General features: G+C 17.6%; 14 protein-coding genes and 5 tRNA genes (1 of these 19 cut by a window edge). 4 read left to right on the top strand and 15 right to left on the bottom strand.

All coding sequences use genetic code 11. The annotated features are described in order from the left end of the window. Nucleotides 1-53: 53 nt before the first annotated feature. From rplJ to KHQ18_RS01215, 10 genes are all read right to left on the bottom strand, one after another. Entirely contained in the window at nucleotides 54-620 is a 567-nt protein-coding gene (gene rplJ / locus KHQ18_RS01260) for a 50S ribosomal protein L10 (protein WP_212113328.1), read from the bottom strand. Nucleotides 621-731: 111 nt separating this feature from the next. Beyond that, nucleotides 732-1436, bottom strand: coding sequence for a 50S ribosomal protein L1 (gene rplA, locus KHQ18_RS01255; protein WP_212113327.1), 705 nt, complete (start codon nucleotides 1434-1436; stop codon nucleotides 732-734). A gap of 15 nt (nucleotides 1437-1451) precedes the next feature. Continuing rightward, the gene (rplK, locus tag KHQ18_RS01250) at nucleotides 1452-1877 is read right to left on the bottom strand and encodes a 50S ribosomal protein L11 (RefSeq protein WP_212113326.1); all 426 of its coding nucleotides are present in this window, start codon (nucleotides 1875-1877) and stop codon (nucleotides 1452-1454) included. Between the two features lies 1 nt (nucleotide 1878). Further along, nucleotides 1879-2418 carry a transcription termination/antitermination protein NusG gene (gene nusG, locus KHQ18_RS01245; protein ID WP_320412022.1) on the bottom strand — a complete coding sequence of 180 codons (540 nt, stop codon included), beginning with the start codon at nucleotides 2416-2418 and terminating at the stop codon, nucleotides 1879-1881. A gap of 380 nt (nucleotides 2419-2798) precedes the next feature. Continuing rightward, nucleotides 2799-2871: transfer RNA gene (locus KHQ18_RS01240), tRNA-Trp, on the bottom strand. An 81-nt stretch (nucleotides 2872-2952) separates the two neighbouring features. Next, nucleotides 2953-4140, bottom strand: a complete 1188-nt coding sequence (tuf, locus tag KHQ18_RS01235) for an elongation factor Tu (protein WP_212113325.1) — start codon at nucleotides 4138-4140, stop codon at nucleotides 2953-2955. Between the two features lie 37 nt (nucleotides 4141-4177). Next, nucleotides 4178-4249, bottom strand: a tRNA-Thr gene (locus tag KHQ18_RS01230). Between the two features lie 15 nt (nucleotides 4250-4264). Continuing rightward, nucleotides 4265-4337, bottom strand: a tRNA-Gly gene (locus KHQ18_RS01225). A 36-nt stretch (nucleotides 4338-4373) separates the two neighbouring features. Continuing rightward, nucleotides 4374-4456: transfer RNA gene (locus KHQ18_RS01220), tRNA-Tyr, on the bottom strand. Nucleotides 4457-4461: 5 nt separating this feature from the next. After that, a tRNA-Thr gene (locus KHQ18_RS01215) sits at nucleotides 4462-4535 on the bottom strand. Between the two features lie 104 nt (nucleotides 4536-4639). On the opposite strand from KHQ18_RS01215, the gene KHQ18_RS01210 reads away from it, so the two are divergent. After that, nucleotides 4640-5119 carry a CPBP family glutamic-type intramembrane protease gene (locus KHQ18_RS01210; protein WP_212113324.1) on the top strand — a complete coding sequence of 160 codons (480 nt, stop codon included), beginning with the start codon at nucleotides 4640-4642 and terminating at the stop codon, nucleotides 5117-5119. An 83-nt stretch (nucleotides 5120-5202) separates the two neighbouring features. Here the strand turns inward: KHQ18_RS01210 and miaA are convergent, their stop codons facing one another. The 5 genes from miaA to KHQ18_RS01185 all read right to left on the bottom strand — a co-directional run bounded on the left by miaA (nucleotide 5203) and on the right by KHQ18_RS01185 (nucleotide 10096). Continuing rightward, nucleotides 5203-6135, bottom strand: a complete 933-nt coding sequence (gene miaA, locus KHQ18_RS01205; protein WP_212113323.1) for a tRNA (adenosine(37)-N6)-dimethylallyltransferase MiaA — start codon at nucleotides 6133-6135, stop codon at nucleotides 5203-5205. A 231-nt stretch (nucleotides 6136-6366) separates the two neighbouring features. Further along, a complete protein-coding gene (gene aroC, locus KHQ18_RS01200; protein WP_212113322.1) occupies nucleotides 6367-7434 on the bottom strand; it encodes a chorismate synthase in 1068 nt (355 codons plus the stop codon). Between the two features lie 5 nt (nucleotides 7435-7439). Next, a complete protein-coding gene (idi, locus tag KHQ18_RS01195; RefSeq protein WP_212113321.1) occupies nucleotides 7440-7967 on the bottom strand; it encodes an isopentenyl-diphosphate Delta-isomerase in 528 nt (175 codons plus the stop codon). A gap of 130 nt (nucleotides 7968-8097) precedes the next feature. Next, complete coding sequence (locus KHQ18_RS01190) at nucleotides 8098-9390, bottom strand: NAD(P)/FAD-dependent oxidoreductase (protein WP_212113320.1); 1293 nt, start codon at nucleotides 9388-9390, stop codon at nucleotides 8098-8100. Between the two features lie 46 nt (nucleotides 9391-9436). Then, entirely contained in the window at nucleotides 9437-10096 is a 660-nt protein-coding gene (locus KHQ18_RS01185; protein ID WP_212113319.1) for an O-methyltransferase, read from the bottom strand. 202 nt (nucleotides 10097-10298) lie between these two features. Between KHQ18_RS01185 and KHQ18_RS01180 the strand changes: the two genes are divergently transcribed. The 3 genes in view from KHQ18_RS01180 to pgi are tightly spaced (at most 2 nt apart) and all read left to right on the top strand, a layout consistent with a single transcriptional unit that may run on beyond the window. Then, a complete protein-coding gene (locus KHQ18_RS01180) occupies nucleotides 10299-11225 on the top strand; it encodes a P-loop NTPase (protein ID WP_241864366.1) in 927 nt (308 codons plus the stop codon). A 2-nt stretch (nucleotides 11226-11227) separates the two neighbouring features. After that, nucleotides 11228-13057, top strand: coding sequence for a 2-oxoacid:acceptor oxidoreductase family protein (locus tag KHQ18_RS01175; RefSeq protein WP_212113318.1), 1830 nt, complete (start codon nucleotides 11228-11230; stop codon nucleotides 13055-13057). Continuing rightward, on the top strand, nucleotides 13054-13156 hold the beginning of the coding sequence (gene pgi / locus KHQ18_RS01170; RefSeq protein WP_212113317.1) for a glucose-6-phosphate isomerase. The gene runs 1565 nt beyond the window's last position; the window shows 103 of its 1668 coding nt (coding positions 1-103); it begins with the start codon at nucleotides 13054-13056; the stop codon falls past the right edge of the window. Before KHQ18_RS01175 ends, pgi begins: the two co-directional genes overlap by 4 nt.

Raw genomic sequence — 13156 nt, 5'->3', positions numbered from 1 at the left:
TATTTTTTATTTATTTTAATTATTTTTATTTATTTATATTTTTATATTTATATTTATATATTTTTATTTAATTTTTTTTTATTATTTTTATATTTAATATTTTTAATAATTTTAAATAATTTAATAATTGAATTATTTTTTAATAATAAAAAAGTATTTTTAAATGTTAATTGAAATTTAAATATTAAATATTGTATTAATTCTTTTTTAGATTTTAAAATTATCAATTCTTTAATTTTATCATTTCCAATAAAAAATTCTTCATTTACATAAGCACCTTTTAAAATAGGCATTTTAATATTATTTTTTTTTCTAAAAAAATAAATAATTTTTGATGGATTATTTTCTTCTTTTTCATTTATAACAATTCCTGTATTATTACATAATAAATTAATAAATGGATAAAAAATTTTTTTATTTATTGCATCACCTTCTATTGCTTTTTTAATAAAAGAATTTTTTACTATTTTTAATTTAATTTTAAAATTAAAAAAATCTTTTCTTAAATTAAAAATCTGTTCAGAATTCATTCCATATATATTTATTAGATAAATAATTTTTTTTTTTTTTAATAAATCAGTTAAATTATTTATAATTTTTTCTTTTTCTTTTTTAATCATTTTATTTTTTAATAATATAATTTTAATAATATAAAAATATAAATTAAAGTAAAATATTATTAGTAAAATATTATTGTAAAATAAATTATTAAAATATTTTATTTATTAATTTTAATTAAATATTTTTTTATTAATTTTAATACTTTTACTCATTGTACTTGAAATAAAAATAGATTTTATATATTCTCCTTTTATAGAATTAGGTTTTATTTTTTTTATCTCATATATAAATTCTAAAAAATTTTTTTCTAAATTTTCTATAGAAAAAGAAATTTTTCCTATTACAGAATGAATAATACCATAACGATCTGTTTTAAAATTTATTTTTCCTTTTTTAATATCTAATATAGTTTGTTCTGGATTAATAGAAACTGTACCATTTTTTGGATTAGGCATTAAACCTTTAGGTCCTAAAATTTTTCCTAAATTTCCTATTTTACTCATTAAAGATGGTATAGTAACTAAAACATCAAAATCTTTCCATCCATTTTTTATTTTATTTATATATTTTTCAAAACCAACATAATCTGAACCAGCTTTAATTACATCAGTTTCTTTTTCTGGAGTAACAATTGATAAAATTTTTATTTTTTTTCCTGTTCCATAAGGTAATTGTACACAACCTCTGATAATTTGATCAGGTTTATCATTATTTATTCCTAATTTTAATACAATATTTATAGAAGAATCAAATTTAACAAAAGTAATTTTTTTAATTATTTTTAATGCTGATTTTATATCATATATTTTTTCAAAATCAAAATTTTTATAAAATTTTTTTTGATTTTTACTAATTTTTTTTTTTTTTAAAAACATATAAATTATAAATAATTATTTAAATATTTCAATTCCCATTGATTTAGCTGTACCATATATCATAGATATAGCAGATTTTAAATTAAAACAATTTAAATCATGCATTTTTTTTTTTGCTATTTCTTTTATTTGTTCGTAACTAATTTTTCCTATTTTAATTTTATTTGGTTCTTTTGATCCTTTATCTAATTTTAATATTTTTAATAATTGATAACTAATTGGTTCAGTTTTAATAATAAAATCAAAAGATTTATCTTCATATAGATAAATTATTACTGGACAAATTTTTCCTGTATAATTTTTAGTTTTTTCATTATATTTTTTACAAAAATCAATAATATTTATTCCAGAACTACCTAATATAGGACCAATAGGAGGAGCTGGATTAGCTAAACCTCCTTTTATATTTTTAATTTTAATTTTTTTTATAATTTTTTTCATATTAAATTATTTTTTCAATTTGAGAAAAATCTAATTCTAATGGAGTTTTTCTTCCAAATATTAATACAGATAATTCTAATTTTTTTTTTTCTTCATTTATTTTTTCTATTGTACCATTAAATCCATTAAATGGACCATCTATAATTTTTATTTGTTCTCCAACAATGAAATTAATAATTGTTTTTTCGCTATTATTAGATAATTCATAAATTTTTTTTTTAATATTTTCAATTTCTTTTTTATTTATTTCTATAGGTAAACCCTTTTTTTCATTTAATAAAAAATTAATTACTCCATTAATATTCTTAATTTTTTGTAAAATTATATTTTCTAATTTTAATTCAATCATAATATATCCTGGATAATATAATTGTTTAATTTTAATTTTTTTTCCTTTTTTTATTTTAAAAAATTTTCTTATTGGAATTAAAAGTTCTCCTATATTATTTGGATAATGTTTTTTAATTTCTTTTTCAATAGAATTTTTTATTTTATTTTCTTTTCCACTAATAATTCTTAATATATACCATTTTTTTTCCACTATATTTAATATTTAATTATTATATATTTATTTTTATTATATATTTATTTTATATATTTAAAATATTTTTTATTTATAAAAAAAATGTTTTTATAACATAAAATTATTATAAAAAATTATAATAAATATTATATATTTCTCCTATAAAATTATCAATTAAAAAAAAAAATATTAATAATAATAATATTAATAAAAATATTAAAAAAGTATATTTTTTTAATTTATTACATTTAATCCAATAAATTTCGTAAATAAAAATATTAATAATTTCTTTAAATGTTATTAATAATTTATTAATTAGTATTGTTAATTTATTAATTATTTTTTTAATTTTTGTTTTTAATTTATTATTAATAATTATTTTAATTAATTTAATTAAGCACGGATGGTAAGATTCGAACTTACGACCCTCGGTTTTGGAGACCGATGCTCTACCAACTGAGCTACACCCGTTCGTTATTTAATAATATTTCGTTATATAATATTTTCGTTATATATATTCGTTTTATATATTATATTATTCGTTTTTAATATTTAATTTAATATTTTAGTTACTTGTCCAGCTCCTACTGTTTTTCCTCCTTCCCTAACAGCAAATCTTAAACCTTTATTTAAAGCAACTGGTTGATGTAATACTACATCTACAGATACATTATCTCCTGGCATAACCATTTCTATTCCTTTTTTTAAATTTACTTCTCCAGTAACATCTGTTGTCCTAAAATAAAATTGAGGTCTATATTTATTATGAAATGGAGTATGTCTACCTCCTTCTTCTTTTTTTAAAATATAAATTTCTGCAGAAAATTTATTATGAGGAGTAATAGTATCTTTTTTAGAAATTACCATTCCTCTTCTAACTTGTTCTTTATTAATTCCTCTTAATAATAATCCAACATTATCACCTGCTTGAGCATAATCTAAAATTTTTCTATGCATTTCAATTCCTGTTACAGTAGATGTTAATTTTTTTTTACTCATTCCTACTATATCAATTAATTCACCAGTTTTACAAATACCTCTTTCTACTCTTCCTGTACAAACTGTACCTCTTCCTGTAATTGTAAAAACATCTTCTACAGGTAATAAAAAAGGTTTATCTATATCTCTTATTGGATCAGGCATAAAATCATCTATTGATTTTAATAAATTATGTATAGATTCTACCCATTTTTTATCTCCGTTTAATGCACCTAAAGCAGATCCTTTAATAATAGGAATATTATCACCATCATAACCATATTTAGAAAATAATTCTCTAATTTCCATTTCTACTAAATCAACTATTTCTTTATCTTCTACTAAATCTACTTTATTCATAAAAGAAACAAATGATGGAATATTAACTTGACGACCTAGTAAAACATGTTCTCTTGTTTGCGGCATTATTCCATCTGTAGCTGCAACTACTAAAATAGCTCCATCCATTTGTGCAGCTCCAGTTACCATATTTTTAATATAATCAGCATGTCCAGGACAATCAACATGTGTGTAATGCCTTTTTTTACTTTGATATTCTACATGAGAAGTATTAATGGTAATTCCTCTTTCTTTTTCTTCTGGAGCATTATCTATTTGATCAAATCTTTTAATTTCTGCTAATCCTTGTTCTGATAAAACTTTAGTTAAAGCAGCAGTAAGAGTTGTTTTTCCATGATCTACGTGGCCTATAGTTCCAATTGTAAAATTAGGTTTATCTCTTTTAAATTTTTCCTTTGCCATTATTTTTTTTTATTAAAATTTACGAATAAAATTTACGAGCCAAAGACGGGAATTGAACCCGTGACATCTTCCATACCAAGGAAGTACTCTACCACTGAGTTACATTGGCATTAATTAATTTTTGAGCGGAAAACGGGATTCGAACCCGCAACATTCAGCTTGGAAGGCTGATACTCTACCAATTGAGTTATTTCCGCTTACGATATTATATATTTATTAATTAAATACTGTAGTGGGGAGAGCAGGATTCGAACCTGCGAAGGTATAAACCAACAGATTTACAGTCTGCTCTCGTTGACCGCTTGAGTATCTCCCCATTAGAGCCGACAGAGGGATTCGAACCCCCGACAACGAGATTACAAATCACGTGCTCTAACCAACTGAGCTATGTCGGCATTAAATTAATATTTAATTTATTTATTAAAATATTAATAATATAATTAATATATTTTTATAAATTATTTAATAAAAAATAATATTAATTAATATTTAATAAATTATGAATATAATTAAAAATAAATTTTTTATCAATATAATTAAAAATAAATTTTTACATGTTATATTATTAACTTTCCTTATTTTATATATAGAAAATATTATTTTATTTTTAATAAAAAAAAAATATAATAATTTTTATAAAAATCATATTTTATTTTTTAATAAAAAAATAAAAAAAATTTATAAAAAAAATAATATTATTTTTTTTATTAATATAATTATTATTGCTCCTATTTGGGAAGAATTATTTTTCCGTTTAATATTATTTAAAATATTATTATTATTTTTTTCTATTAAATTATCTATTATTATTTCTTCTATATTATTTAGTATTTTTCATTTTTATATTATTCAATCAATATTGAGTTTTTTTTTTGGAATATTTTTTAGCTTAATTTTTTTGTATACTAAATCTATTTATTATTGTATATTTATTCATTCATTAAATAATTTAATTTTTTATTTTAATTTTTTATATTAATTTTTAATTTTATATTAATTTTTAATATAATATTTTATAAAAATTTATATTTATAATATTTTATAAAAATTTATATTTAAATGTTAAATATTAAGTTTTTTTTTAATTAAAAAAAGTACTTTTTTTTTATCATTTGGAGAAAACCAAAAAACATTTGAATATTTTTTATACCACGTAATTTGTCTTTTAGCATAATTTCTAGTATTTTTTTTTATTTTATCTATTACTTCTTTTTTAGAAGAAATTTTTCCATCTAAAAAATCAAAAATTTCTCTATAACCTAATGTTTTCATTATAAATAAATCTTTATAAGGATATAATTTTTTTGTTTCTTCAAATAGTCCTTTTTTTACCATTAAATCAACTCTTTTATTAATTAGTTCATATAAGATTTCTCTTTTTAAGTATAAACCTATTCTTATAATAATATTAAATTTTTTATTATTTTTATTATTTTTATTATTTTTATTAATTAAATAAGATGAAAATGTTTTTCCTGTAAAATTTATAACTGATAATGCACGTATAATTCTTATATGATTATTTTTATCAATTTTTTTATAATATATATAATCTTTTTTTTTTAATTCTTTTTGTATAGTTTTAAGACCATATTTTTTATAAATATCTATTATTTTATTTCTTTCTGAAATAGGAACTTTTGGAGTAGAAATTAATCCATTTACAATAGATTTTTCATATAATCCAGATCCTCCTACCATAATAATATTTTTTATTTTTTTACTTTTAATAAAATTTAAAACATCTTTTTTAAAATTTACTACATTATAATTATCAAATATACTTTTATTTCCTATAAAATTATAATTAACTTTTTCTTTTTCTAATTCTTTTTTATTAGGTAAAGATGTCCCTATTTTTAATTCTTTATAAAATTTTCTAGAATCACAAGAAATAATTTCTAATTTTAATTTTTTTGCTAAAAAAATAGCTAATTTTGTTTTTCCTACTCCAGTAGTTCCTATAATAGATATAATATTAGATTTTTTAAACATTTAAAATACAATAATTAATATTAAATGTATTATTAAATTATTTTATTTTTATTACAATTATATATATTTATATATATACAATTATTTATATTTATTTATTATATATATTTTTTATTTATTATATATATAATTACATAATATATATAATTACATAATTACATAATTACATATATATTATAATAAATAAATTATTAAATAAATTATTTAAATATATAATAAATTATTTATTTATTATATATTTTTATATATTTTATTGTATAAAATAAAATCAATCATTACTAAAGCTGCCATAGATTCTACAATAGGAATAGCTCTAGGTAAAACACAAGGATCATGTCTTCCTTTTACTTTAATAATTTTTTCTTCTCCAAATTTATTAATTGTCTTTTGTTTTTTTATAATAGTAGCAACAGGTTTAAAAGCTACTCTAAAATAAATATCCATTCCATTAGATATTCCTCCTTGTATTCCTCCAGAAAAATTTGTTTTTGTTTTTCCATTTTTTTTAAAAATATCATTATGTTCTGATCCTTTCATTTTTGTTCCTATAAAACCACTACCATATTCAAAACCTTTTACTGCATTTATAGAAAGCATTGCTCTACCAATTTCTGCGTGTAATTTACTAAATATTGGTTCTCCTATTCCTATTGGAACATTTTTTATAATACAAGTTATTATTCCTCCTAAAGTATCTCCTTCATTTTTTGTTTTTTCAATTAATTTTATCATTTTTTTTGATATTTCAATATCAGGACAACGAATAGGAGTATTATCAATTTTAGATAAATCTAATTCTTTATATGATTTATTTACAGAAATTGGACCAACAGAAGATACATAAGCAATAATTATTATATTTTTTAATAATTGTTTTGCAATAGAACCTGCAACTACTCTACATATTGTTTCTCTAGCAGAAGATCTTCCTCCTCCTCTATAATCTCTTAATCCATATTTTTTTTCATAAGTAAAATCTGAATGTGATGGTCTGTAAATATTTTTTATATTTTCATAATCTTTTGATTTATGATCTTTATTATAAATAATAAAACCAATAGGAGTACCAGTAGTTTTTCCTTTAAAAATTCCAGATAAAAAAATTACTTTATCTTCTTCTTTTCTTTGAGTTACGATATTAGATTGTCCAGGTTTTCTTCTATTTAATTCATATTGAATTTTATCAATATTTATACAATGTCCACTAGGACAACCATCAATTATCCCCCCTAAACCTATACCATGACTTTCTCCAAAAGTAGATAATTTAAATATATTTCCGAATATATTTCTAGACATATTAATTAAATTAATTTATTTTTAATAATTTTTTCAAAAATTATTTTAAACCATACTGTATAAATTGAAGAATTTTTTTTTATATTTTTTTTTAGATATAATATTTTAATCCATTTCCAATCTTCTACTTCTTGTTTATTAATTTTTGGATCTTTTTCATATGTTCCAAAAAAAACATGGTCTAATTCATTTTCTATTATTCCTTTTTCTAATTTAGCTTTATATATAAATTCAAATTTTTTTTTTAATTTTTTAATTTTAATTCCCATTTCTTCATATAAACTTCTATTAGCTGCCTCTAATATTGATTCATTATCATATGTATGTGTACAACAAGTATTAGTCCATAAACCTATTGAATGATCTTTATTTTTAGATCTTTTTTGTAATAGTAATTTATCTTTTTTTTTATTAAAAATAAATACTGATACAGCTCTATGTAATATTCCTTTTTTATGAACTTCATTTCTCTTCATATTTTTTATTTTTTCATCTTTTTCTCCTACTACAATAACATTTTCTTTATTACTCATTATTAAAAATTTTTTAAAACATAATAATATTTTTAAAATTTACATAATTTTAATATTATTATTATATTTTAATATTATTTTTAATAAATATTATTAATAAATATTATTTTTAATAATTCTTTTAATATTATTATTTATTTATATTATTATTATTATTATTATTATAATAATTATTATTATTATAAATTATACTACTAATATTTTCATTTAATATCCAATTAAAAAATATTATAATTTTATTTCTAAAACCTTTTGGAGTAAATAAATGAACAAATATCCACAAAATCCATCCTATAAAACCATTAAAATTAATTTTTTTAAAATCAAAAACAGCTTTATTTCTTCCAATAATTGCCATATAACCTAGATTATTATAAATAAATGGTTTCATTTTTTTTCCATTTATAAAAAGATTTATATTATTTGCTAAATTTTTTCCTTGTTGAATAGCTGTTTGAGCTATCATTGGATGACCATTTGGATATTTTTTTTGTTTCATTAAAGAAATATCTCCTATAGCAAAAACATCTTTATAATTAATTACTCTGTGATATTCATCTACTAAAATTCTACATTTTTCTATTAAATTTTTATTAATTCCTTTTATTAAAGATCCTTTTACCCCAGCTGACCATATTACGTTATTTGATAATATATTATTTATATTTTTATTATTAGTTAAAATTGTTTTTCCATCATAATTAATAACTATTGTATTTAATAATACATTAACACCCATATTTTTTAATGTATTTAATGCTATTTTAGAAGATTTAATAGACATATTTTCTAATAATCTATTAGATGATTGTATAAGATATATTTTCATATCATTATAATTTAAATTTTTATATTCATAAATTATATTTGATCTTATTTCTGATATAGCACCAGCTAATTCTACCCCAGTTGGGCCTCCACCAACTATAACATAAGAAAGTAAATTTTCTTTATTTTTTTTTATATAATTTGATTTTTCAAAATTATTTAAAATAAAATTTCTTATTTTTATAGAATCTTCAATTGAATTCATTGGAATAGTAAATTTTTCTATTTTTTTATTTCCAAAATAATTTGGTTTTGATCCAGTAGAAATAATTAAATAATCATATGATAATGAACCTATATCAGAAAAAATTTTTTTATTTTCAAAATCTACTTTATAAACATAAGCTTTTCTGAAAAAGATATTTTTTATTTTTCTAATAAATTTTCTTATAGGATAAGAAATAGTATCTGGTTCTAATCCAAAAGTTGCAACTTGATATAATAATGGTTTAAAAGTATGATAGTTATTTTTATCTATTATTACAATTTGTAATTTTTTATTATTTTTTTTTATTATAGAAAATAATTTTTCTCCACCAAAACCTAAACCTACAATAATTAATCTTTTTAAGTTATTTTTTTTTGGAATATTCATTTTTTATTATTTTTTTTTAAAATTTAATTTAATATTTTTTTAATGATTATTTTTTTAATGATATTGATAGTCCATCTCTTATAGGAAGAACAAAATTTTCCACTCTTTTATCTTTTATTAATTTATTATTATAAATATGCATTTTATATAAATTATTATAACATTTTTTTTTTTTCATTTCTATTATTTTTTTTTTATTAAAAATTTTTCCAAAAAAAAATGTATTATCAGATATAATTATTCCTTTTTTATTTACTTTATTTATTACTAAATTAAAATAATTGTAATAATTTTTTTTATCTGCATCTATGAATACTAAATCAAATTTATAAGGTAGTTTAGTAATTATTTTTTTTGCGTCTCCAAGTATTGATTTAATTTTATTATTAAATTTTAATTTTTTAAATATTTTTTTTGATATTTTATTAAAATTTTCATTTATTTCTATAGTAATTAATAATCCATTTTTTTTTAATCCTTCGTATAAACATAATGTAGAATATCCTATAAATGTTCCTATTTCTAAAATATATTTAGGTTGTTTTATTTTTGATATTAAACTTAATATTCTACCTTGATAACTACCAATAGACATATTATAATGTTTAGTTATTTTTTTCATTTTTTTTTTAATTTTTTTTAGATAAAATGGTTCTTTTATTGTATAATTTTTTATATATTTTTCTATTAATGATAATGATTTCATAATATAATATTATATTAAATATATTTTTTTTAAATATATTTTTTTTATGTTTATTGAAAAAAAAAAAATTATAAAAATATTAAAAAATGTTATTATTTATAATAATAATGAAAATAAAATAATATTATTGATTTAAAATTAATAAAGATATAATTATTAAAAAAATAAAATTAATATTTTTATTATTTTAAATAATACTTCTATGGTAATTAGAAAAAATATTGAATATAATATTAATAAAATTATCAAAGAAAAAATTAATGAAAAAATTATTATTAATTTTTTTTATAATATAAAAAAAAGAATTAAAAAAAAAATTACAAATATAAAAAATATTATTGCTATTTCATCTGGAAAAGGTGGTGTTGGAAAATCTACTTTTTCTTCAAATATATCTATGGTAATGTCAAAAATGGGATTTAAAGTTGGATTATTTGATGCTGATATATATGGGCCTTCTATTCCATTAATTTTTAATTTAAAAAAAATAAATAATATTAAATTAAATAATAATAAAATAATTCCAATTGAAAAATATGGAGTAAAAATTATTTCATTAGGTTTTTTTTTAAAAAAAAATCAATCTGTATTATGGAAAGGACCTATAGCAATAAAATATTTAAATAAATTAATTAAAGAAACAGATTGGGGATTTTTAGATTTTTTAATTATTGATTTTCCTCCTGGTACTAGTGATATACATATTTTTATTTCTAGTGAATTTTATATTAATGGAACTGTTGTAATAAGTACTCCTCAAATATTGTCTTTATCTGATGTTTATAGAAATATATCTATGTTTTCTAATAATTTTATTAAAATTCCAATTATTGGAATAGTAGAAAATATGTCTTATTTTTTTAATAACGAAAAAAAACATTATTTATTTGGAAAAAAAACAGTAAAAAATTTTACAGAAAAATTAAAATTATATTATTTAGGTTCTATTCCAATAATAGAAAATATTCGTCTTTTTTCAGATAAAGGGATTAATATAGAAAAAGATATTTATTCTTATAATATTTATAAAAAAATAACTATTAAAATTATAAAAAAAATATTAAATGTTAATAAAAATTTATCAAAATCAGAAATTAATAATATTTTAAATAAAATAAAAAATAAATAAATTTGAAAAAAAATAATTTTATTTTACTTTTTTCTGGTAAATCAGGTGATGGAATTCAATTTATAGGAAATTTATTTGCTAATAATGCTATTTATAATGGATATAATATAAAAACATTATCTAATTTTCCTTCAGAAATTCAAACACCACATTATATACAAGATAATTCAAGTTTTCAAATTAATTTTGGTATTGAAAAAAAAGTAACATATATAGGAGATAAAGTTGATTTTTTAATTTCTATGAATTTTTTTTCTTTAAAAAAAAATATTAATAAAGTTAAAAAAAATGGAATAATTTTATTAGATGATTATAATTTTTATCCTAATAATATAAAAAAAATTTTAAATAATTATTCTTATAATTTTTTAAAAATAAAAAATATTATAGAAAATATTATTATTAATAAATCATATTTTTTTATTAAATCAAAATTAATTAATAAAATTAAGAATATTTTTATTCTTGGATTTGTTTGTAGTTATTTTTATAATAATTATAAATTTATTAAACCAATTTGTAGAATATTATTAAAAAATAATCTTAATAAAGATTTATTAAATGCTAATATTTTTTTTTTAAAAAAAGGGTTTAATTTTGGATTAAAAAAAAATAAAATAAAAATAGAAATTAATAATAAAATAGAACTTATTAATAAAAAAAAAATTAATAATTTAATAAAAAAAAATAAATTAATTTATATTAATGGAAATGAAGCTATTTCTTTAGGAATTATTTATGCTTGTAAAAAAGCAAAATTAAATTTATTTTTTTCTAGTTATCCTATAACTCCTTCTTCAAGTATTATACATTTTTTATTTAAAAATAAAAATAAAAATATTAAAATTTTTCAAGCAGAAGATGAAATTTCAGCTATTACTTCCGCAATAGGGGCTTCTTATGCAGGAAGTATGGGTGTAACATCTACTTCTGGTCCAGGAATGTCTCTTAAACAGGAAGCTATAGGGTTAGCTATTATATTAGAATTACCATTATTAATTATTAATGTACAACGATCTGGACCTTCAACTGGTATTCCAACTAAAAGTGAACAATCTGATTTAATGCAAGCTTTATATGGAAGACATGGAATTTCTTCTATTCCTGTTTTTTCTTCTTCTTCTCCATCAAATTGTTTCGAAATTGCTTATAATTCTATAAAAGTTGCAATAGAAAAAATGACTCCTGTTATTTTACTTAGTGAAGGAATTTTATCTAATAGTAGTGAAAAATTTTTTTTACCAAAATTATCTAAATTAGAAAATATTAAAATTTTTAAAAAAAAAACTTATAAACCATATTATAGAAATAATAATTTTGTAAGGCCATGGATTGTACCAGGAACTTATGGATTAGAACATACAATTGGGAGTTTAGAAAAAGAACATATTACAGGAAAAGTTTCTTATGAATATAAAAATCATAATTTAATGATTAAAATTAGAGAAAAAAAAATAAATTATATTTATAATTATAATTTTTATAAAAAAAATATAATTGGAAATGATTTTGGAAAAATTCTTTTAATAGGTTGGGGATCTACTTATGACATTATAATATCAGTAATTAATTCTTTACCTAAAAAAGATAGTTATTTTATTTCTTATATACATATTAATTATATTAATCCTTTTCCTAAATGGATTAAAGATGTTATTTTTAACTTTAAAAAAGTTATTATAATTGAATTAAATCAAGGACAATTAATTAATATAATTAGATATAAATTTTTAATAGATGCTATTCCATTAAATCCTTATACATTAAATAGTGAAAAATTAAAAACAAATTATATTATATATAATATAAAAAAAATTTTAAATAATTTATGAATTTAAAAAATAAAAATATATCTCCAATAAAAACTAATTCTTGGATAAAATTACAAGAACATTTTAAAGAAATTAAAAATATTTCTTTAAAAAATTTTT

The sequence above is a fragment of the Candidatus Shikimatogenerans silvanidophilus genome (assembly GCF_018200315.1).
Lineage (GTDB): Bacteria > Bacteroidota > Bacteroidia > Flavobacteriales > Blattabacteriaceae > Shikimatogenerans_A > Shikimatogenerans_A silvanidophilus.
The sequence above is the reverse complement of the archived record's forward strand: the minus strand, read 5'-3'. Positions and strand labels throughout refer to the sequence as shown.